General features: G+C 70.2%; 19 protein-coding genes and 1 pseudogene. 10 read left to right on the forward strand and 10 right to left on the reverse strand.

The window, feature by feature from the left end:
• Positions 1 to 638: 638 nt before the first annotated feature.
• The 5 genes and pseudogenes from ACIRJT_RS11740 to ACIRJT_RS11760 form a co-directional block, all read right to left on the reverse strand.
• Entirely contained in the window at positions 639 to 971 is a 333-nt protein-coding gene (locus ACIRJT_RS11740; RefSeq protein ID WP_256105515.1) for a helix-turn-helix transcriptional regulator, read from the reverse strand.
• Positions 968 to 2,080 (reverse strand): tyrosine-type recombinase/integrase, encoded by a 1,113-nt coding sequence (locus ACIRJT_RS11745; protein ID WP_403907604.1) that lies wholly within the window; start codon positions 2,078 to 2,080, stop codon positions 968 to 970. The genes ACIRJT_RS11740 and ACIRJT_RS11745 overlap by 4 nt, the downstream gene beginning before the upstream one ends.
• A gap of 181 nt (positions 2,081 to 2,261) precedes the next feature.
• Positions 2,262 to 2,618: pseudogene (locus ACIRJT_RS11750) on the reverse strand (DUF2637 domain-containing protein); the annotation flags it as partial.
• A gap of 234 nt (positions 2,619 to 2,852) precedes the next feature.
• Positions 2,853 to 3,716 carry a DUF3558 domain-containing protein gene (locus tag ACIRJT_RS11755; RefSeq protein WP_403907606.1) on the reverse strand — a complete coding sequence of 288 codons (864 nt, stop codon included), beginning with the start codon at positions 3,714 to 3,716 and terminating at the stop codon, positions 2,853 to 2,855.
• Positions 3,717 to 3,908: 192 nt separating this feature from the next.
• Positions 3,909 to 4,832, reverse strand: a complete 924-nt coding sequence (locus ACIRJT_RS11760) for a DUF3558 domain-containing protein (protein ID WP_403907608.1) — start codon at positions 4,830 to 4,832, stop codon at positions 3,909 to 3,911.
• Between the two features lie 172 nt (positions 4,833 to 5,004).
• Here ACIRJT_RS11760 and ACIRJT_RS11765 point away from each other — a divergent pair, with 172 nt between their 5' ends.
• Positions 5,005 to 6,198 (forward strand): RtcB family protein, encoded by a 1,194-nt coding sequence (locus ACIRJT_RS11765; protein WP_403907610.1) that lies wholly within the window; start codon positions 5,005 to 5,007, stop codon positions 6,196 to 6,198.
• Positions 6,199 to 6,401: 203 nt separating this feature from the next.
• Here the strand turns inward: ACIRJT_RS11765 and ACIRJT_RS11770 are convergent, their stop codons facing one another.
• The 3 genes from ACIRJT_RS11770 to ACIRJT_RS11780 all read right to left on the reverse strand — a co-directional run bounded on the left by ACIRJT_RS11770 (position 6,402) and on the right by ACIRJT_RS11780 (position 8,942).
• The gene (locus ACIRJT_RS11770) at positions 6,402 to 7,160 is read right to left on the reverse strand and encodes an SDR family NAD(P)-dependent oxidoreductase (RefSeq protein ID WP_403907612.1); all 759 of its coding nucleotides are present in this window, start codon (positions 7,158 to 7,160) and stop codon (positions 6,402 to 6,404) included.
• Between the two features lie 141 nt (positions 7,161 to 7,301).
• Positions 7,302 to 8,036 carry a Mut7-C RNAse domain-containing protein gene (locus ACIRJT_RS11775; RefSeq protein WP_403907614.1) on the reverse strand — a complete coding sequence of 245 codons (735 nt, stop codon included), beginning with the start codon at positions 8,034 to 8,036 and terminating at the stop codon, positions 7,302 to 7,304.
• A gap of 84 nt (positions 8,037 to 8,120) precedes the next feature.
• A complete protein-coding gene (locus tag ACIRJT_RS11780; protein ID WP_403907616.1) occupies positions 8,121 to 8,942 on the reverse strand; it encodes a DUF6597 domain-containing transcriptional factor in 822 nt (273 codons plus the stop codon).
• Between the two features lie 83 nt (positions 8,943 to 9,025).
• On the opposite strand from ACIRJT_RS11780, the gene ACIRJT_RS11785 reads away from it, so the two are divergent.
• Positions 9,026 to 9,613 carry a TIGR03086 family metal-binding protein gene (locus tag ACIRJT_RS11785; RefSeq protein ID WP_403907618.1) on the forward strand — a complete coding sequence of 196 codons (588 nt, stop codon included), beginning with the start codon at positions 9,026 to 9,028 and terminating at the stop codon, positions 9,611 to 9,613.
• 302 nt (positions 9,614 to 9,915) lie between these two features.
• Complete coding sequence (locus ACIRJT_RS11790; protein WP_403907620.1) at positions 9,916 to 10,290, forward strand: hypothetical protein; 375 nt, start codon at positions 9,916 to 9,918, stop codon at positions 10,288 to 10,290.
• A 108-nt stretch (positions 10,291 to 10,398) separates the two neighbouring features.
• On the opposite strand, the gene ACIRJT_RS11795 is transcribed toward ACIRJT_RS11790, so the two are convergent.
• A complete protein-coding gene (locus ACIRJT_RS11795; RefSeq protein WP_371624161.1) occupies positions 10,399 to 10,983 on the reverse strand; it encodes a hypothetical protein in 585 nt (194 codons plus the stop codon).
• Between the two features lie 331 nt (positions 10,984 to 11,314).
• Between ACIRJT_RS11795 and hemL the strand changes: the two genes are divergently transcribed.
• The 7 genes from hemL to ccsB all read left to right on the forward strand — a co-directional run bounded on the left by hemL (position 11,315) and on the right by ccsB (position 19,490).
• Complete coding sequence (gene hemL / locus ACIRJT_RS11800; protein WP_403908227.1) at positions 11,315 to 12,586, forward strand: glutamate-1-semialdehyde 2,1-aminomutase; 1,272 nt, start codon at positions 11,315 to 11,317, stop codon at positions 12,584 to 12,586.
• Positions 12,583 to 13,311: a histidine phosphatase family protein gene (locus tag ACIRJT_RS11805; protein ID WP_403907622.1), complete on the forward strand. Its 729-nt coding sequence runs from the start codon at positions 12,583 to 12,585 to the stop codon at positions 13,309 to 13,311. Before hemL ends, ACIRJT_RS11805 begins: the two co-directional genes overlap by 4 nt.
• A 531-nt stretch (positions 13,312 to 13,842) precedes the next feature.
• A complete protein-coding gene (locus ACIRJT_RS11810) occupies positions 13,843 to 15,105 on the forward strand; it encodes a hypothetical protein (RefSeq protein ID WP_403907624.1) in 1,263 nt (420 codons plus the stop codon).
• Between the two features lie 67 nt (positions 15,106 to 15,172).
• Positions 15,173 to 15,775, forward strand: a complete 603-nt coding sequence (locus ACIRJT_RS11815) for a TlpA family protein disulfide reductase (protein WP_403907626.1) — start codon at positions 15,173 to 15,175, stop codon at positions 15,773 to 15,775.
• A gap of 4 nt (positions 15,776 to 15,779) precedes the next feature.
• On the forward strand, positions 15,780 to 16,562 hold the full coding sequence (locus tag ACIRJT_RS11820; protein WP_403907628.1) for a cytochrome c biogenesis CcdA family protein: 783 nt from the start codon (positions 15,780 to 15,782) through the stop codon (positions 16,560 to 16,562).
• Between the two features lie 4 nt (positions 16,563 to 16,566).
• Positions 16,567 to 18,405 (forward strand): cytochrome c biogenesis protein ResB, encoded by a 1,839-nt coding sequence (locus ACIRJT_RS11825; RefSeq protein WP_403907630.1) that lies wholly within the window; start codon positions 16,567 to 16,569, stop codon positions 18,403 to 18,405.
• Positions 18,402 to 19,490 (forward strand): c-type cytochrome biogenesis protein CcsB, encoded by a 1,089-nt coding sequence (gene ccsB, locus ACIRJT_RS11830; RefSeq protein WP_403907632.1) that lies wholly within the window; start codon positions 18,402 to 18,404, stop codon positions 19,488 to 19,490. The genes ACIRJT_RS11825 and ccsB overlap by 4 nt, the downstream gene beginning before the upstream one ends.
• A gap of 110 nt (positions 19,491 to 19,600) precedes the next feature.
• Here ccsB and ACIRJT_RS11835 read toward each other — a convergent pair whose 3' ends face one another.
• Positions 19,601 to 19,951, reverse strand: coding sequence for a PLD nuclease N-terminal domain-containing protein (locus ACIRJT_RS11835; RefSeq protein WP_403908229.1), 351 nt, complete (start codon positions 19,949 to 19,951; stop codon positions 19,601 to 19,603).
• Positions 19,952 to 20,070: the final 119 nt, after the last annotated feature.

Here is a 20,070-nt window from a genome sequence, read left to right on the forward strand (position 1 = left end):
CGCCGGGCGTGCCTCGGTGGGCGCCGAGCTCGCGCAACTGTCGCAGGGTTCTTCAGGCTTGGTGTGACAGCGCGGGCACAGCGACGTGCCGTCGGGCAGCCGGGTGGACACACGTTGGTTCCGGCCGCACTCCCGGCACGGTTCCCGCTTCTGGGCTAAATAGCATGCCTGGCACCAGTCGCCGCCCGGCTGCTTGGAGTGCAGACGAATGTTCTCGCGACCACACCGGGCGCACGTGCCCACCGTGTGGCGTGCCTTGCTGATGCAGCCATTGCACAGGCGGCCCTCCGCCCGCACGAGGGGCAGGTCCTCGCGTACCTTTCCGCAACCCGCGCACGCCGGGCGCGTCACTGGGTACCCGGCCGCGTACAGCACCCAGATCACCTTCAGCAGCAGCTTCGGCCCGCTCGAGCGGCCTGACGTCAGCGCATCGCCGTGAGCGCCCAGGTGGGCGGCTAGATCCTCCAGGGTGCGCGTGGTGAACGGTCGGGACCGCTCCAGCAGGTTCACCGCGGCAGGTTGGGTCAACCCTGCAACAGCGGCAGCGAGTTGGGCCGCGACCGATGATTCTGCATCCTCGCGCCTCTGCGCTGACGTCGCCCGTTTCGCTGTGTTCCGTGCGGTCCGGTCGATCACCGTCACATCCCCTCCGGACGCCGGATCGACGTACGCCGCACCATCGGGATGGGCGCTGATGGCTCCCCACCACCGTCCGCGGTCTTGCGGACCTGCTGGTTGACGACCTGCACTTCCACCAGGTCGTTCGGGGTGCAGCCGAGGATGTCGCACAACGCGGCCAGGGTGTCCATGGACATCCGCTGCGGTGGTTGGGTGACCAGCCGGAACACCTGCTCGCGCGAGAGGACGATCCCGCGCTCCGCGAGCAACGGAACCAGATCCGACGTCTGGTACATCTCCTGCTCGGCCATCAGGCGGCGCAGATGCCACTGATAGCCCATCTTCTTGATCACTTCGAGTCCTCCCACAGGCCGGGGTACCTCTGGGACAACTGCTTGCGCACCAGCCGGTTGCGGAAGTCGTCCCCGACCCCCGAATAAAGAGCCGTGGTACTGGCGTAGGCGTGGCCGGCCTGGTCCTGCACGAACTTCTCCGGATACCCGAACTCGATCGCGTGCGTGATGTACGAGTGCCGCAGGCAGTGCAGGTCCAGCTCCTTCTCCAGACCCGCCGCGTCCCGGGCAGCGGCGAACGCCTCGTTCACCGACCGCTTCGAGATTCGCCCCCGCCGCTCGGTCATCCAGATGGCAGGATGTGCCCCCGGGCTGAATCTGGGCCGTACCTCGGCCAGGTAGTGCTCCAGCACCTCCACGATCCAGTCCATCTCCGAGATCGTGAACACCGTGCGCCGCTTGGGCGGGCTCCCCTTCGACGACTTGCCCCACCGTACGAACACTGCCCCGTGCTTCCCGTAATGGGCGATCTTCGGGTTGCGCCGTAGGTCCGCGAGATCGAGTCCCAGGCCCTCACGACGCCGCAGCCCGTAGGCGTAGTAGGTCTTGATCATCGCGGAGTCCCGCAGTGCACACAGCACTCCCTTGCGCTTCAGCGCCCGGATCTCCTCCACCCGCCCGTCGAGCGCGTCGAACAGCCTCTGTACTTCGTCGTACGACAGCGGTCGGCGTCGCGGGTCACCTTCGTACTCGGCGGTGTGCGTGGCGGTGTTCAGCTCGTGCCAGATCTGCATCGGCACCTGCCCGAACTGCTCGTGGCACAGCGCGAGCCACCCGTAGCGAGGATCGGTGACGTACTCGAGGAACATCTTCAGCTGGTTCTCGTACCCGCGCCCGGTTGAGCTCGCCAGCCCCTTCTCCCGGGTCTGCAGCTGGCTGATGAAGGCCTCGCCCTCGGCAGGCTCCCACTGCCAGGGGTACTGGTTCGTGTACCGCCAGAACCGGCGCACCATCTGTAGCCGAGGCTTGATCGTCGAATCCCACTTCAGGAACCGCGACCGCTGCTGCCGGGCCCAGCCCTCCAGCATCGCATCGAAGACCGCCGACTCCGGATTGAGTCGCATCTCCACGCCGGCCAGCACGAGGTGTGCGGAACCCGTCAGATCCACCGCCTGATTCATGTTGCGTCTAACGCAACATCGTTGAATCGGTTACGCGAGCCCATGAAAGCCCAGCTCAGGCCGCCACCACGTGCCGCCCACCTTCGTTGACCCTGCCGAGCTGACCTGCTCTTACGCTCATCTCCCGCACTGTGCGGAATGCCGAACCAGATGCAACTCCGCCCATTCCGGAGACGACGAACAGCACCGGGATCACCGCGTGCATCGCGGTGCCCAGCGGGTCGGGCCAGGAGGCGGCGCCGTTGAACGCGATCGTCGCGGCGGTCAGCAGCCACGCCGTCTGGCGCAGCAGCGGGAACGGGATCCGCATCCAGGTGAGCAGGAGGTCCAGGGCGAGCAGGACGCAGATGCCCGCGTCGATGCCGATGGGGAAGACCACCGCGAACTCGCCGAATCCCTTGTCCTCCGCGAGCTCGCGCACGGCGGCGTAGGAACCCGCGAAACCGATCGCGGCGATGAGCACCGCACCGGCGACGACGATCCCGATGAGTATGCGGTGCGTGCGTGTCAGCTGCATCGCGGCCACGCGCGATCCCCTCCCCGACCTCTGTACCCGGACCCGGCTTCAGCGCCTGGCGATGGCACAGCCTGGCACATGTGTGCGAGTTGTGTTGCGCGGGGAGGGGGAAAGCCCGGCCTCCGAAGGGGGCCGGGCTTTCCAACGTGCTTGCTGGACCCGCGTATTGGCGGCGCCGTGGGGCCGTCAGGTCCCGTCGCGGGCGTCAGGTCCCGTCGCGGGGGTGGGCGCCCGGGCGGGCCGTCAGCTCGACTTCGCCTTCGGCTTCGTCGTCGACTTGGGGCTGTCGCTGTCGCCGCCCTTGGCCGTGTCCTTCGCTCCGTCCTTCGCGCTGCCCTTCTCGCTGTCCTCCGAGCCGCCCTTCGCCGGAGGAGTGACCTTGGCGTCGGCGGTGTCGGCGACGGCGGCGACCGCTTCCTTCGCCGCCTTCTCGGCGCCCTTGACGATGCTCGCGGACGAGGGCGTCTTGGCGCCCGCGTAACCCGCGCCGTTGTAGGTCAGGGTGACGACGACATTGCCCGTGCGCGCCACGACCGTGGCGTACGCGAAGTCCTCGTCCGTCTTGCTGAGGCCGTAGGTGACGGTGGTGGCCTCCTCGCCGATGCCCGCGGTGGGCTCGGCGGCGACCTTCTCGGCGCCCTCGGAGGCCTTGGCCTTGGTGACCTGCTTCGTGTACTCGGCGGTGGCGCGCTTGGCGCCGCTGCCCAGCGACTGGTCCGAGTCGAAGCGGGTGAAGCCGACGTCCAGCCAGCGGTACTGCGAGCCGTCGACGCCCTTGTCGTCCAGGCCGTTCCAGGAGCAACTGCTCCGCGCGGCAAGGTCGTTGGACCGGCCGGCGGTGCCGTTCTCCTTCTTGGCCCCGGGCACCAGGTCCTTGATCGTCTTCTTCGTGACCGAGGTGCACGGGTCGGGCAGATCGTCGAACCTCGCCGCTTCGACGGTGGGCTCCGTGGGCTTGGCGCTGGGGGTGCCGGACGACGAGGAGCCCGCGTTCTTCTTGCTGTCGGAGCCGGAGCCGGAGTCCGACGAGCAGCCGACGGCTACGAGCATCACCGGAACGGCGGCGCAGGCGAGGATGCGGGACAGGCGCGGGGCTGATCGGTGCATGGTTCCTTCACTCGGATGGCACGGAGCTCTCGGTGCTGGAGGTCTCGGTTCGTGCGGTGTACGGGTGGGCTCGGTAGCGGGTCGGTACGTCTTCCGAAGAGCCACGGTACGACGGCCGGCGGCCGTCCCGTGCCGCCGCCGAGGGCCCCCGGAGGCCGGAATCCGGCCGGTCGGGGGCCCGTGGGGCGGGGTCTATTCGCTGAGCGTCTCGGCCAGCTTCCGGGCCAGTGCCTGGGCCTTCTCCTGGAGTTCCCCGCTGTCGGGCACCTGGGTGATGAGGGCCGGCTGCTCGGCGTACCGGACGGTCACGACCACGTTCGATGTGCGGAATACCACGCTCACCGTGCGGTGCTGTGCGGTGGAACCTGCCCGAGTGGGCAGATCATGCAGAAATGCGGCATCTCCGAGGTTGTCGAGGACGCGCGAGGGGAGGACGTCCTCCGGGTCGGTGCTGCCGTCTTCGCCCTCGTTGCCGCCTCCGCCGGTCTCTTCGGCGGTGTCGTCGTCGGCGTCTGCGGAAGCCTCTCCGGAGGGCGAGGAGGAGGACGAGGGGTCCGCCGATCCGTCCGCCGAGGCCGTGGCGTTCCCCGCCGCGCCCTCCGCCTTGTCCTTGTCGGCGCCCTTGCCCTTGTCCTTCTCGCCCGGGGTCCCGGTGTTCTTCTCCGTGTCCGGCCCGGGGGTCGACGACGACGACAGGCCGGCGGCCTTCTCCTTCTTCGCGTACACCGTGTCGGCGCGGTCGTCGTCGCTGACCGCGGGGTCGTAGGAGACGACCCGCTCGAAGTCGATGGAGAGGCTGCGGGTGGCGTTCGGCGCGTCGGACTTCCAACCGCAGCCGACCTTGCGGTCGGTGTCGTAGGTGACGGACGCGGACCCCCGGAACACCTTCTCCTGCTGGTCCCCGGGCAGCTCCGCGGCGCCGGGCAGCAGGTCCTTCAGCATGCCGCGCGGCACGGCACGGCAGGGGGCGGGCAAGGTCTCGTACCTGCCCGGGGGCGCGGGGGTGACCGTCGGGCTGCCCGCCTTGCTGTCGGCGCCGTTCGCGTTGCTGTCGGAGCCGGCGCTGCAGCCGACGACGAGCGCTGCCAGAAGCGCGACGCCGGGTACGTACGCCATGTCTCGCACCGTCCCAGGCTCCCTTCGGTACGGAAAACGGGTTGCCGCTCGAAGGCGGCCGATGGACACAATGTGTATCGCACGCGCCGCTGTGAATGCCGGTCGGCCGACAGGTTTGCCGATCTTGGCACCGGTTTTGCGCTTTCAGTCTTTTCGGGGGAATCGAGGAGTTATGTCGTACGTAGAGGTGCCGGGAGCGAAGGTCCCCATCCGGATGTGGGCGGACCCCGCGTCGGTCGAGGACGTGGCGATGCAGCAGCTGCGCAACGTCTCCACGCTGCCGTGGATCAAGGGTCTCGCCGTCATGCCGGACGTCCACTTCGGCAAGGGGGCGACGGTCGGATCGGTGATCGCGATGCAGGGCGCGGTCTGCCCGGCCGCGGTCGGGGTGGACATCGGCTGCGGGATGTCCGCCGTCAAGACGTCCCTCACCGCGAACGATCTTCCCGGCGACCTGTCACGGCTGCGCTCCAGGATCGAGCAGGCCATTCCGGTCGGCCGGGGGATGCACGGCGACGCGGTGGACCCGGGGAAGCTGCACGGGTTCCCGACGGCGGGATGGGACGACTTCTGGGGGCGGTTCGGGGGGATCGCCGATGCGGTCAAATTCCGCCAGGAACGTGCCACGAAGCAGATGGGAACGCTCGGATCGGGTAATCATTTTATCGAGTTCTGTCTCGATGAGACCGGTTCTGTCTGGTTGATGCTGCATTCCGGTTCGCGGAACATCGGCAAGGAGTTGGCCGACTTCCACATCGGCCAGGCGCAGAAGCTGCCGCACAACCAGGGCCTGGTCGACCGCGACCTGGCGGTGTTCATCGCGGACACCCCGCAGATGGCCGCCTACCGCAACGACCTCTTCTGGGCGCAGGAGTACGCGAAGTTCAACCGGGCGATCATGATGGGACTCTTCCAGGACGTGGTCCGCAAGGAGTTCAAGAAGGCCCGGGTGACCTTCGATCCGGTCATCTCCTGCCACCACAACTACGTGGCGGAGGAGCGGTACGAGGGCATGGACCTGCTGGTCACCCGCAAGGGCGCGATCCGGGCGGGGTCCGGCGACTACGGGATCATCCCGGGGTCCATGGGTACCGGCTCGTACATCGTGAAGGGCCTCGGCAACGAGAAGTCGTTCAACTCGGCCTCGCACGGCGCGGGCCGCCGGATGAGCCGGAACGCGGCGAAGAAGCGCTTCTCGACCAAGGACCTGGAGGAGCAGACGCAGGGCGTGGAGTGCCGTAAGGACTCCGGTGTCGTGGACGAGATCCCGGGCGCGTACAAGCCGATCGAGCAGGTCATCGATCAGCAGCGGGACCTGGTCCAGGTCGTTGCGAAGCTCAAGCAGGTGGTGTGCGTGAAGGGCTGAGGCACTCGGCCCCGCTCCCGTACGTCGCGTGGTCCGGGGGTCCCGTCGCGAGACGCCGTCCGACACGACGCGGCCGGGGGCGCCCGGCTCCCTCGGGCCGACTCCGCGAGGGAGCAAGGCGGACCTGCCCAGCTGGGAGCGACCGCGCCGGCGCCCCGAGCGCGCCGCACGTGTCGTCCCGTACCCGAGAGGGTGGGCCGGGCTCACCCGGTGCGGTGGACCTTCGTGTTGGAGGCCTGGGCGCGGGGGCGGACCACCAGGAGGTCGATGTTGACGTGGCTGGGGCGGGTGACGGCCCAGCCGATCGTGTCGGCCACGTCCTCGGCGGTCAGCGGGGCGTCGACACCCTCGTAGACCTTGGCGGCCTTCTCCGTGTCGCCGCGGAAGCGGGTGGTGGCGAACTCCTCGGTCCTGACCATGCCGGGGGCCACCTCGATGACGCGGACCGGGGTGCCGACGATCTCCAGCCGCAGGGTCTCGGCCAGGACGTGTTCGCCGTGCTTGGCCGCCACGTAGCCGCCGCCGCCCTCGTACGCGGACAGCGCCGCGGTGGAGGAGAGGATCACGATCGTGCCGTCGCCGCTCGCGGTGAGGGCGGGCAGCAGGGCCTGGGTGACGTTGAGGGTGCCGATGACATTGGTCTCGTACATCCGGCGCCAGTCGGCGGGGTCGCCGGTCGCGACGGGGTCGGCGCCGAGCGCCCCGCCCGCGTTGTTGACGAGGACGGCGAGGGAGCGGAACGCGGTGGCGAACTCGTCGACCGCCGCACGGTCGGTGACGTCCAGGGGGTAGGCCGTCGCCTGGTGCCCGGCCTCGGTGATCTCGGCGGCCAGCGCCTCGATGCGGTCCTTGCGGCGGGCGGTCAGCACGACCCGGAAGCCGGCGGCGGCCAGCGTACGGGCGGTCGCGGCGCCGATGCCGCTGCTCGCGCCGGTGATGACGGCGATGGGGGTGGCGGCCATGGCGATCTCCTCGGGCTGCTGATCGGGTACGGGGAGAAGGATAGGCAGGCGGTGCGGGGCGTCCCGTGAGCGGGAGGCCACGACCGGCGGGCCGTGCCGGACCCGCGGCCCGCGAGCCGGGCATGACCTGAACGAAGGGTCCTAGGCCGGCGCACCCCCGAACTCGGCCACCGCCTCGGACACGATCGTCTCCAGGTGGCCGTGATGGGCGCCGCGCCAGTACACCCGGGAGCACTCCGTGCACTGGGCGAACACGTCGTACGCCTCCTGGGTGCCGTGTTCGAGCAGCCCGCTCACGGAGTCCTTCGAGGCGCCGGCCAGCGTGCCGTTGCACGCGGTGCAGCGGGTCCACGGGGCCAGGGCCGGGGCGAAGCGGCCGAGGACGTCGCGGAGCTGCTCCGCCGGGTGGTCGCTGTAGACGTACGCCCCCGCCCAGATCTCGCGGCGGCGCAGCAGCCCGCGGTCCCGGGAGAGCAGGACGCGCCGCTCCCGTGCGGAGAGGGTGGCCAGGGCGGGGTCGCCGATGTCCTCGCTCTCGTACGCCGCGTCGACGCCCAGGAGCCGCAACCGGCGTGCCAGCGTGCCGAGATGGACGTCGAGGAGGAACCGCAGGGGTGCGCCGGGGAGTTGCTGGGGGCGTTCCACCGCGCGGACGTCGACGTGCTCGCCGGGGCCCGGCACATGCGAGCGGGCCACCGGTACGCCGTTCACCAGCAGCGTTCCGGCCTCGGTGAGCGGGACGCCGAGGGACTCGATGACATGACCGAGGGTCGAGGAGCCGTCGGTTATGAGGGGCGTGGGCCCGCCGCGGCGGTCGTGCGGGACGAAGAGTCGCAGCTCAGGGGCTACTTCGAGGGTGATCTCGGGTCCGTTCACCCGGCCAGGATGTCACCGGGACGGGACGGGCTGCCAGGGGTTTGGCGGGGAACGGGCGGGCGTACGGGGTGCGCCCGGCCGCCGTCAACGCGGGGCGAACGCCGTCGGGGGCACGCCCACCGTCGCGGTGAAGTCCCGCACCAGATGGGCCTGGTCGCTGTAGCCCAGGTCCGCCGCGAGCCGCGCCCAGTCGACGGCCGGGTCGGATCCGGCGCGTCGCAGCGCCTCGTGGATGCGGTAGCGGAGGATGACCCACTTGGGGCCGACACCGACGTACGCGGAGAAGAGCCGTTGCAGGGAGCGGGCGGAGAGCCCCGCTTCCTGGGCGAGCCGGCCGACCCGGAGCACCGTGCGGTCGGTGCGCACCCGGTCGGCGACGGCCATCGCCAGGGTCGCCTGCGGATCGGGGCGGGGCTCCAGTGCGAGCAGGAAGGCGTCCAGGGCCGCGACCCGCGCGTCCTCGTCGTCCGGGTCCAGAACGGCCCGCACGGGCGGCGGCAGCCGCAGCGCCCCGGCGGCGTCGGCCCGCAGCCCGGTCCACGCGGACACCGGGCGCCGGGGAGCGAACGGGCGGAACCCGCCGGGCCGGAACTGCACCCCGCACACCCGGCCGCGCCCGGCCAGCTTCCGGGCGAAGAGCCCGGGGGCGACGCCCGCGACCTCGGCGTACCCGGAGCGCTCCCGGGGGCCGTCCCCGGCCTCGTACCGCTGGAAGACCAGGTTCACCGACGGGTGCGGGACCACATGGGCGGCGTAGGGCTCGCTGAGGTCCCAGTCGATCAGCCAGTAGTGCTCCAGATACGGGCGCAGCTCCGCGGCGGGCTCCCGGCGGCGGAAGCGCACGTGCGCGAACAGGTCCGGGGCGTCGACGATGCCCCGGGTGTCGCGGCGGGGTCCTGCGGTCATGGCCTGATTTTAGTCCCGTGTCCTCAGCCCGTCTGTCGTGTTTCTTCAAGACGTCGGGCGGTGCGCGGGCGCAGGGTGGGGGCATGACACAGACGATCGGTGAACTGCTGGAAGCCGCCGCGGACCGGGCCCTGCCCGTGGTGCGGGGGATCGACGACGGGCAGCTGGGCGGCGGTACGCCCTGTGCCGCGTACGACGTACGGGCGCTGGTGAACCATCTGTTCCAGGTGGTCGTGAACTTCCAGGCGCTCGCGGCCCGCCAGGAGGTGGATTTCGGCCAGGAGCCGGAGTTCGTGGCGGGCGACTGGCGGGGCAGGTTCGGTGAGGAGACGGCCCGGCTGGTGGACGCGTGGAGCGTGCCGGGCGTCGAGGAGGGCACGACCGGGCGGATGGGGTTGCCGGCCCGGACGGTGGGGCTCATGGTGCTCGGCGATCTGACGGTGCACGCCTGGGACCTGGCGCGGGCGACGGGCGCGGACTTCGTGCCGGAGGAGAGCGTGCTCGACGAACTGGGCCCGGGGCTCGCGGCGATGGCTCCGCAGGCCCGGGAGATGAAGGTGTTCGGTGAGCCGTTCCCGGTGGGGGAGGAGGCCGACGCGCTCGACCGGCTGCTGGCCGTGACCGGGCGCGATCCGGGGTGGCGTCCGGGACCTCTGGGGCTGCCGGGGTGACCGGGGTGACCGGGGTGACCGGGAAGTTCGACACGCGGGGCAGACATGCGAGGCAGTAGCTCGGTGCAGCGGCACGACCTGGGTTCGGGGGGTGACTGGCCTGAACCTGCGGATCCGGGACGGGACGGCACGCGGACCGGCATCGGACGCAATGGGGACGCCCGGTGAGCGGGGTGCGGCCGGGAGTCCGGGTGCTCGTACGGGCGGCTTGTCTCGTGGTGTTCGGTGCTGGGTGCGCCGATGGGAGTGGGCAGGACGGCGGTGTGGGGGACAGGCGCGGGGCGTCCTCCTGGGAGGAGGGGGTGAGTGCCTCGGCCATCGCCCGCAGGCTGGGTGTGCGGGTGCCCGGGACGGCGACGGATGTGCGGGCCGGGCACCGGAAGGGCCAGGACGACGGACTGCTGCTGGCCTTCGTCGTGCCGTCCGGAGACGTGGACGGTCTTCTCGCCGGGCTGGATCCGCAGGAGCCGGTGGAGGCGCGGTCCGTGCCGTTCGCGGGGGAGAGCGTGCCTGCCGCGCCCTTCGCCCAGCTCGGCCTGCCCGAACCGGTAGGCCTGCCCGGTGTCCGGACGGCGCAGGTGTGCGCTCCCTGCGACGGCGACCTCGACGCTCTTCACGTCGCCGTCGCGGCGATCGACGGTGGGCGCAGCCGTGTCCATCTCAAGGGCGTCGACTGAGCCGCACCACGTCGCCGCGCGCGAGCGGCACCGCAGCACGCGGCCGGACACAGGATCTCCGCACGATCCCGGATCAGGGCCGGACCAGGATCTCCGCTCGGCCTCCGGTCAGGGCCAGACCAGGCAGTACGCCTGGTGCCCCGCGTCGTGCAGCCGGTGGGAGAAGTCCTGCCACTCGTGGAGCAGCTGGTAGACGTTGTAGGCGTCGCGCGGGCCGCCGCGGTCGGGGACCGTCGACCAGATGAAGGCCGCCGCGCCGACCGATTCCTCGCCGACGCCGCGCAGCGGGTCGACGACGGTCATCGGGAGCTTGACCACGGCGTAGTCGGGGTGGAGGACGACCAGTTCGAGCGGGGGGACCTTGTTCAGGGGTATGCCCTGGATTCCGGTCAGGACCATGGCGGCCACGGTCTCCGGCTTGATCTTGGTGAACATGCCGCCCATGCCCAGCTCGTCACCGCCGAGCTCCTCCGGGCGCATCGAGATGGGCACCCGTGCGGCGGTGGCCCCGTCCGGGGCGCCGAAATACTTGTACGTCACCCCCATCCCGCCCCCGCTCCTGGTCCCGGGGGGCGGCGTGTTGTCCGCGCCCCTGCTCTGGGCGCGCTCGGCCCTGCGCCGGTGCCGCCCTCGCCGGGCAGGCTCGGGCCCCAGGTCGTCGGTCCCTTCGCCCACTCCGCCACCGCGATGCATATCTCATCCACCCGACTACTTCTTAGGAGACACAGCCCCCGCCGCGCAACCCGATCATCGTGTCAGTGACCTCCCCCGCCGGCGTGCGGTGAAACACCTGCCCGCAAGACCGTGCGTGCCTCTGACACCATGGCATGTGTGAGCTTTCCCTATGACGCCCCAGTTTCGCAGACGCGAGGGGGCTGACGCTCTTTCGTGATACGAGGGGAGCGCGCTCCCTGCTCACCGGTGGCCGAGATTGTCAGTGATTTCCCGGCCCGGCCTCCCGATACCCGAATCGCAGATCAGGACCAAAGTGGCGTATTCATACGAAGCCCCAGTTTCGCAGTCGCTGTTCGACCGGGCGTCCGTCGTGACGCCCGGCGGCGTGAACTCTCCGGTGCGTGCCTTCCGGGCCGTGGGTGGTACGCCCCGGTTCATGGTGTCCGGCACCGGTCCGTACCTCACCGATGCCGACGGCCGCGAGTACGTCGACCTCGTGTGCTCATGGGGACCGATGATTCTCGGCCACTCTCACCCCGAGGTCATCGCCGCCGTCCAGGAGGCGGTCTCCCGGGGCACCTCCTTCGGTACGCCGGGTGAGGGCGAGGTCGCGCTCGCCGAGGAGATCGTGGCGCGGATCGAGCCCGTCGAGCAGGTGCGCCTGGTCTCCTCCGGCACCGAGGCGACCATGTCGGCGATCCGGCTGGCCCGCGGTTTCACGGGCCGGGCCAAGGTCGTGAAGTTCGCCGGCTGCTACCACGGGCACGTGGACGCGCTGCTGGCCGCCGCCGGGTCGGGCGTGGCCACCTTCGGGCTGCCCGACACCCCGGGAGTCACGGGCGCCACGGCCGGGGACACCGTCGTGCTGCCGTACAACGACCTGGACGCGGTGCGTGCCGCCTTCGCCGCGCACCCGGGCGAGATCGCCTGCGTGATCACCGAGGCCTCGCCCGGCAACATGGGTGTCGTCCCGCCGGCGGACGGCTTCAACGCCGGGCTCAAGGAGCTGTGCGCGGCGAACGGCGCGCTGTACATCTCCGACGAGGTCATGACGGGCTTCCGTACGTCGAAGGCCGGCTGGTACGGCGTCGACGGCGTCCGGCCCGACCTGATGACCTTCGGCAAGGTGATGGGAGGCGGCTTCCCCGCGGCGGCCTTCGGCGGTCGCGGCGACGTGATGGCGCACCTGGCCCCGGCCGGCCCGGTCTACCAGGCGGGCACCCTCTCCGGGAACCCGGTCGCCACCGCCGCCGGGCTCGCCCAGCTGCGGCTGCTGGACGACACGGCGTACGCGAGGATCGACGCGGTCTCCGCCGAGCTGCGCTCCCTGGTGGGCGACGCGCTCACCAAGGAGGGCGTCGCGCACATCGTGTCCGCCGCGAGCAACATGTTCTCCGTCTTCTTCACGGACGAGCCCGTCCGGGACTACGAGGACGCCAAGAAGCAGGACGTCTTCCGCTTCACCGCGTTCTTCCACGCGATGCTGGAGCGGGGCGTCTACCTGCCGCCCTCGGCGTTCGAGTCCTGGTTCGTCTCCACGGCCCACGACGAGCGGGCGGTCGAGCGCATCGCCGCCGCCCTGCCCGCCGCCGCCCGTGCCGCGGCGGAGGCCACCGCATGAGCGAGAAGAGCACGGACCACGCGAGCGTCAGCCGTGACGAGCAGCTGACCGTGGTGCACGTGGTCCGGCACGGCGAGGTGCACAACCCGGACGGCGTGCTCTACGGGCGCCGCCCCGGCTACCACCTCTCCGACCTGGGCCGGCAGATGGCCGACCGGGTCGCCGAGCACCTGGAGAAGCGCGACATCACCCATGTCGTCGCCTCCCCGCTGGAGCGCGCCCAGGAGACGGCCGCCCCCGTCGCCAAGGCGCACGGCCTGGACCTCGCCACCGACGTCCGGCTGATCGAGGCCGCCAACGTCTTCGAGGGCAAGACCTTCGGCGTCGGCGACGGCGCGCTGCGCAAGCCGGACAACTGGAAGCACCTCACCAATCCGTTCAGGCCGTCCTGGGGCGAGCCGTACATCGAGCAGGTCGTCCGGATGATGGGCGCGCTCGACGCCGCCCGGGACGCGGCGCGCGGGCACGAGGCGGTCTGCGTCAGCCACCAGCTGCCGATCTGGATCCTGCGCTCCTTCGTCGAGCGCCGCCGCCTGTGGCACGACCCGCGCAAGCGGCAGTGCACGCTGGCCTCGCTGACGAGCTTCACCTACCGGGGCGACCGGATCGTCTCGGTCGGCTACTCGGAGCCGGCCCGGGACCTGGTGCCCGCGCACCTGCTGGCCGGGGCCAAGCCGGTGAGGGGGAAGGCCGCGAAGGGGCAGTCCAAGGCGTTCGGCGCGTAGTCCGACGCCACGGGACGGGACGTACGGGACCGCTTGCCGCGCACCGCGGCGGGCGGTCCCGTCCTGTTCCAGCGGCGGTCGGTGACGTTCCCGGCGCACTGGCCGACCCGCTCGACCCCCGCCGGTCCGCCGGCGTGCCGTGGAGAGTTCGGTGTTCGCCCTGCCGGCGGCCCCAGCCCCAGCCCCAGCCCCAGCCCTGGGCCGTCTCCGGGCCCGGCCCGCGCATGAGTTCGACGATCCAGGGAAGCCGAGCCGTCGGCGCCGATAGGTGGCCCCTGAAAGCGGTCGGTGATCCGACCGTCGACGGCAGAACTGCGGAGGGCCACTCCCGCGTCCCTCACCAGGGCGGCCCGTAAGCATGTGCGAGCACCGTACGGACATCGCGCCCTACTGAGGCGGACGGTCGGTCGGACTGCAAGGTAAAGCGTAAAGAAAGTCCCCAAATGCACGGAACCGACGTGTTACGCGCCTCATCTAACCCTTCAGCAGTTTGTATGGGCTTGAGATAAAACGACCGCAGATGGGGACGGTATGCGCGACATCAATCGAAGGGGCCTGCTCGGGGCGGGGCTCGGCGCCGCAGCCGCGATCGGCCTCGCCGGCTGTGGCGCCTCGGGCTCCTCCGGCGACGGAGGAGTCGGCCAGGGCGGCAAGGGCGACACCGGCAACAGCGGCAACGGCAACAGCACGGGAAACGGCGCGCCGAAGAACAAGGTCCGGCTGATCGGTGACGGCTCGACCGCCGACACCGGTAAGCAGCCCCACCAGCCGCAGGCGCCCGTTCCGCTCGAACCCGGCCAGAAGCCGCCGCAGTTCGTGATCTTTTCCTGGGACGGCGCGGGCGAGGTCGGCAACGGACTCTTCCCGCGCTTTCTGGAACTGGCCAAGGAACACGACGCGGCCATGACGTTCTTCCTCTCCGGAATCTATCTGCTGCCCGAGTCGAAGAAATCCCTCTACCGCCCGCCGAACAACCCCCGCGGCGCCTCCGACATCGGTTATCTCACCGACGATCACGTCAAGGACACGCTGAAGTACGTGCGCCAGGCGTGGCTGGACGGCCACGAGATCGGCACCCACTTCAACGGGCATTTCTGCGGTGGTTCCGGATCGGTGCAGCGCTGGACGCCCGCCCAATGGCACAGCGAGATCAATCAGGCTGTGTCCTTCGTCACGGAATGGCGGACGAACACCGGCTGGGAGAACGAGGATCCGCTTCCGTTCGACTATCGCGAGGAACTGATCGGCGGCCGCACCCCCTGCCTGCTCGGCCAGGACAATCTCCTGCCGACCGCGAGCAAGCTGGGCTGGCGCTACGACGCCAGCTCACCCGGCGGCCGTCAGACCTGGCCCGTGAAGCGCGGGGGCGTCTGGGATCTTCCGCTCCAGGCGATGCCGTTCCCCGGGCACTCCTTCGAGGTGCTCTCGATGGACTACAACATCCTCGCCAATCAGTCGCAGAATTCGACGAAGGGCATGCCCTCGCGTTATCCGGGCTGGCGCACCCAGGCGACCGGGGCGTATCTCGCCGGTTTCCAGCGCGCGTACGAGTCGAATCGCGCACCGTTCTACATCGGCAACCACTTCGAGGAGTGGAACGGCGGCATCTACATGGACGCCGTGGAAGAAGTGATCAAGAAGGTGGCGGACAAGGACGACGTGCGTCTCGTCTCGTTCCGGCAGTACGTGGACTGGCTCGACGTCCAGGATCCCGCCGTGCTCGCCAAGCTCCGGACGCTGGACGTCGGACAGGCGCCCGCCGGCGGCTGGAACTCCTTCTTTAAACAGGCTTGACAAGGGGCTTTACGGGCACCGAGGGGGGCGCGGGGGAGCCCGGAATCCGCCATGCGAAACTTTTCACATGAGCTTTGGCCGCGCGTCCCGACGCCGCTTCACCCTGCTCGCCGCCACCGCTGTGGCCGGTGCCCTGACGCTGTCCGCGTGCGGCGGGGGCAGCAAGGCCGGAGGCGGCGGCAACACCAACTTCATCGCCGGCAGCGGGGGCATCTCCACCGTCGCCAAGAGCGACCGGGTGGCGGCGCCGAAGCTCGACGGCGAGGGTCTGGACGGCAAGCCGCTCGACCTCGCCGACCACAAGGGCAAGGTCGTCGTGCTCAACGTCTGGGGCTCCTGGTGCGGCCCCTGCCGCCTGGAGGCGAAGTACTTCGCGCAGGTCTCCGAGGAGACGGCGGACCAGGGCGTCCAGTTCGTCGGGATAAACACCCGCGACCCCGAGCGGGACAAGGCGATCAACTTCGAGAAGGACTACGGGGTCGAGTACCCGAGCTTCTACGACCCGATCGGCAAGCTCATCCTCCGCTTCCCCAAGGGCACCCTGAACCCGCAGGCCATCCCGTCCACCGTGGTCATCGACCGGGACGGGAAGATCGCGGCCCGCACGCTCCAGGCGCTCGACGCGGACGAACTGCGCAAGATGATCGACCCGATCATCGCGGAGAAGTGATCCGGTGATCCCGCTCGCCGCCCACCACGAGGCCGTCACGCTGGCCGCGTACAACGAGACCGTCCTGACCGGGGCGCTGCTGGTCGCTCTGCCGCTCGCCCTGCTGGCCGGTCTCGTCTCCTTCTTCTCGCCCTGCGTCCTGCCGCTCGTACCCGGCTATCTGAGTTACGTCACCGGAGTCAGCGGCACGGACCTCGCCGAGGCGCGCCGAGGCCGGGTGGTGGCGGGGGCCTCGCTGTTCGTCCTCGGCTTCACCGTGGTGTTCGCCTCCACCGGCGCGCTCTTCGGCTACTTCGGCCAAGAGCTTCAGGAACACTCCGAGGTGCTCAACAAGGTCCTCGGCGTGCTGATGATCGCCATGGGCGTCTTCTTCATGGGGCTCCTGCCCGGGGTGACGATGCGCGAGTTCCGCATCCACAAGCGGCCGGTGGCCGGACTGGCCGGCGCGCCGCTGCTCGGCGCGCTCTTCGGGATCGGCTGGACGCCGTGCATCGGCCCGACCCTCGCCTCCGTACTCGCTCTGTCGACCGACAGCGCCACCGCCGGACGCGGCGCGATACTGACCGTCGCGTACTGTCTCGGTCTCGGTGTCCCGTTCATCCTCGCCGCGGTCGCCTTCCGCAAGGCGCTCGGCGCGTTCGGCTGGGTCAAGCGCCACTACGCATGGGTGATGCGGATCGGCGGCGGCATGATGATCGCGACCGGAATCCTGCTGCTGACCGGTGTGTGGGCCACGCTCATGCAGCACATGCAGAGCTGGTCCAGCGGCTTCATCGTAGGGATTTGAGTTCATGAGCAAGTCGAACAGCACGGAGACGCGGCAGCGCGAGGACGAGCGCGACCAGGGCTCCGCCCACGGCGCGGCGGGCGAACGGCTCTCCACCGCGCCCCGCGAGGAGCGCCCCGACACCGGGGCGGGCGTACCCGCGATGAGCGTGATCGGCTGGGCGCGCTGGTTCTGGCGTCAGCTCACCTCGATGCGGGTGGCGCTGATCCTGCTCTTCCTGCTCTCCCTCGGCGCGATCCCGGGGTCGCTGATCCCGCAGACCAGCGTCGACGACATGAAGGTGCAGGCCTTCAAGGACCAGCACACCACCCTCACCCCGATCTACGAGAAGCTCCAGCTCTTCGACGTCTACAGCTCGGTGTGGTTCTCCGCGATCTACATCCTGCTGTTCGTCTCGCTCATCGGCTGCATCGTGCCGCGCACCGGCCAGTTCGTCGGCCAGCTGCGCAGCCGCCCGCCGGGCGCGCCGAAGCGGCTGACCCGGCTGCCCGCGTACACCACCTGGCGTACGGAGGCGGAGCCCGAGGAGGTCCGTGAGGCGGCCCTCGCGGTCCTGCGCAAGCGGCGCTTCCGGGCGCACGAGGTGGGCGACGCGGTCGCCGCCGAGAAGGGCTACCTCCGCGAGGCCGGGAACCTGGTCTTCCACATCGCCCTGATCGTGATGCTGGTGGCCTTCGCCTCCGGGCAGCTCTTCAAGTCCGAGGGCGGCAAGCTGATCGTCGAGGGCGACGGCTTCTCCAACACGCTCACCCAGTACGACGACTTCAAGTCCGGCTCGCTCTACGACTCCGACTCGCTGGCCCCGTTCAGCTTCGTGCTCGACGACTTCGTCGGTACGTACGAGAAGAGCGGCCCGCAGCGCGGCACCCCGCGGACCTTCGAGGCCCGGGTGACGTACACCGAGGGGGCCGAGGGCGCGGAGCGCAAGGACGTCATCAAGGTCAACGAACCGCTCGTCGTGGACGGCACCAAGATCTATCTGATCGCCCACGGCTACGCGCCCGTCGTGACCGTCCGGGACGGCAAGGGGAAGGTCGTCTCGCGGTCCGCCGTCCCGCTGCTGCCGATCGACAACAACATCACCTCGTCCGGCGCCATCAAGGTGATGGACGGCTACAAGGACAAGAACGGCGAGAAGACCCAGCTGGGCTTCAAGGCGTTCTTCGTGCCGACCTTCGCCGGCGAGGGCAAGGGCCAGATGTTCTCGCAGTTCCCCGCGCTGGACTTCCCCGTGCTGGCGCTCAGCGCCTACCAGGGCTCCCTCGGTGTCGACTCGGGGCTCGCTCAGAACGTCTACCAGCTCGACACGTCCAAGATGAAGGAGTTCAAGGGCGAGGACGGCGAGCTCCTCAAGAAGATGATGATGCCCGGCGAGAAGCTGGACCTGCCCGACGGCGCCGGATCGATCACCTTCGACGGCGTCGAGGAGTGGGCCAGCTTCCAGGTCTCGCAGCAGCCGGGCAACGGCTGGGCGCTCGGCGGATCCGTCGCCGCCATCGCCGGTCTCGCCGGGTCGCTGTTCATCCAGCGCCGCCGGGTCTGGGTGCGGGCGGTCCGGGGCGCCGACGGCGTCACGGTCGTGGAGATGGCGGGCCTGGGCCGCAGCGAGTCCGCGAAACTCCCCGAGGAACTGGGCGACCTGTCGGCCGTCCTGGTCACCACGGCGCCCGTCGCCCCCGCCGCCGCGGAGGCCCCGGACACACCGGACACACCGGAGAGTCCGGATGCAACCGTCTCTCCGGACGGGCCCGGCACGGCCGGCGCCACGACCGATGCCACGAACGAGGCCGGGAGCCGGCCCGTACATCCTGCCGAAGCACCTGCCGAAGGGGCTGAGAAGTGAATCTCGCCGCCGCAACCAACGAGAGCCTGGCGAACACCAGCAATGTGCTGATCTATTCGTCGATGGCCGTCTACACCCTGGCCTTCTTCGCGCACATCGCGGAGTGGGTCCTCGGCAGCCGCAGCAAGGTCGGCCGCACGGCCGCCGCGCTGTCCGCACCCGGAGCGGGCGCTTCCGCCAAGGCCACCGCCGGCGCGGGGAAGGCGCAGGCAGGCGGCACGGCCGTGCTGGACCGGCCCGAGGTCGTCACCCGTTCCGCCACCGGGACGCGTGACGTGCCCGACGGCCCGGGTGCGGCCGGCGGCACGTTCAAGGGCGACCTGTGGGGCCGGATCGCGGTCTCGCTGACCGTGGTGGCGTTCTTCGTCCAGGCCGGCGGCGTCGCCACCCGCGCCCTGTCGGTGCAGCGGGCCCCCTGGGCCAACATGTACGAGTTCTCCATCACCTTCTCGACGGTGGTGGTCGGCACCTACCTGGTGCTGCTGGCCCTGAAGAAGAACGTTCGCTGGATCGGCCTCCCGCTGGTCACCACCGTCCTGCTGGACCTCGGCATCGCGGTCACGACGCTCTACACCGACAGCGACCAGCTGGTGCCCGCGCTGCACTCGTACTGGCTGTGGATCCACGTCTCGACCGCGATCATCTGCGGCGCCGTCTTCTACCTGGGCGCGGTCGGCACGGTCCTCTACCTCTTCCGCGACAGCTACGAGAGCAAGCTCGCCTCCGGCGGCACGCCCGGGAAGTTCGCCTCCTCCGTCATGGAGCGGCTGCCCTCGGCGTCCTCGCTGGACAAGTTCTCGTACCGGATCAACGCGGCCGTCTTCCCGCTGTGGACGTTCACGATCATCGCCGGCGCGATCTGGGCGGGCGACGCCTGGGGCCGGTACTGGGGCTGGGACCCCAAGGAGGTCTGGTCCTTCATCACCTGGGTCGCCTACGCCGCCTACCTGCACGCCCGCGCCACCGCCGGCTGGAAGGGCCGCAAGGCCGCCTACCTGGCGCTCGTCGCCTTCGCCTGCTGGCTGTTCAACTACTACGGCGTGAACATCTTCGTCTCCGGCCTGCACTCCTACGCGGGGGTCTGAGAAACCCGCGGTCCGAGAAACCCGCGCACGACGTACGACGGCTCCCCGGGCGGATTCTCGCCCGGGGAGCCGTCGCGTCGTGGTCGGTGTCGTGGGTCGGTGGTACGCCGTCAGGAGGTCGGCGGGGTCTTGTCGTCGGGGCCCGTACCGCCGTCGCGGCGGCCCCGCTCCTCCTCGGCCTCGGCGTCCTTGTCGTCCTTGAGCGACTTGAGGAAGTCCGGGTTGTCGTCCGGGGCCACCCACTGCTGCCGCCCGCGCCGCTGCCAGGAGGCGGGTCCCGCGCCCCCGGCCCTGTTGCGGCGGTTCTTGCCGGCGGCGAGCCACACGACCGGGCCGACGATCCAGAACAGCAGGATGATGAAGACCCAGGCGATCTTCGGCAGATGCTTGGTGTCCTCCTCCGTGGTGTTCAGACAGTCGATGAACGCGTAGATCGTCAGAGCCAGCGGGACGATGAACATCAGGGCTCTCATGGTGCGTCCCCCAGGAAGCGGCGGTGGGCGGGATGACGCCCGGTGTCGCGGCCAGGGTACCGGCTCGGGATGAAGGAACCGGGGCCCGAGCCGGACCCGCGGGGCGG

The organism is Streptomyces sp. NPDC102283 (genome assembly GCF_044766265.1).
Taxonomy (GTDB): Bacteria; Actinomycetota; Actinomycetes; order Streptomycetales; family Streptomycetaceae; genus Streptomyces.

What these genes read in the sequence shown, in the direction of transcription:
- ACIRJT_RS11825 (WP_403907630.1), top strand. Translation starts at nt 16,567, where the DNA reads ATGAGCAAGTCGAACAGCACGGAGACGCGGCAGCGCGAGGACGAGCGC.
- ACIRJT_RS11780 (WP_403907616.1), bottom strand. Translation starts at nt 8,942, where the DNA reads ATGACCGCAGGACCCCGCCGCGACACCCGGGGCATCGTCGACGCCCCG.
- ACIRJT_RS11760 (WP_403907608.1), bottom strand. Translation starts at nt 4,832, where the DNA reads ATGGCGTACGTACCCGGCGTCGCGCTTCTGGCAGCGCTCGTCGTCGGC.
- ACIRJT_RS11815 (WP_403907626.1), top strand. Translation starts at nt 15,173, where the DNA reads ATGAGCTTTGGCCGCGCGTCCCGACGCCGCTTCACCCTGCTCGCCGCC.
- ACIRJT_RS11770 (WP_403907612.1), bottom strand. Translation starts at nt 7,160, where the DNA reads ATGGCCGCCACCCCCATCGCCGTCATCACCGGCGCGAGCAGCGGCATC.
- ACIRJT_RS11795 (WP_371624161.1), bottom strand. Translation starts at nt 10,983, where the DNA reads ATGCATCGCGGTGGCGGAGTGGGCGAAGGGACCGACGACCTGGGGCCC.
- ACIRJT_RS11835 (WP_403908229.1), bottom strand. Translation starts at nt 19,951, where the DNA reads ATGTTCATCGTCCCGCTGGCTCTGACGATCTACGCGTTCATCGACTGT.
- ACIRJT_RS11785 (WP_403907618.1), top strand. Translation starts at nt 9,026, where the DNA reads ATGACACAGACGATCGGTGAACTGCTGGAAGCCGCCGCGGACCGGGCC.
- ACIRJT_RS11765 (WP_403907610.1), top strand. Translation starts at nt 5,005, where the DNA reads ATGTCGTACGTAGAGGTGCCGGGAGCGAAGGTCCCCATCCGGATGTGG.
- ACIRJT_RS11810 (WP_403907624.1), top strand. Translation starts at nt 13,843, where the DNA reads ATGCGCGACATCAATCGAAGGGGCCTGCTCGGGGCGGGGCTCGGCGCC.
- ACIRJT_RS11805 (WP_403907622.1), top strand. Translation starts at nt 12,583, where the DNA reads ATGAGCGAGAAGAGCACGGACCACGCGAGCGTCAGCCGTGACGAGCAG.
- ACIRJT_RS11755 (WP_403907606.1), bottom strand. Translation starts at nt 3,716, where the DNA reads ATGCACCGATCAGCCCCGCGCCTGTCCCGCATCCTCGCCTGCGCCGCC.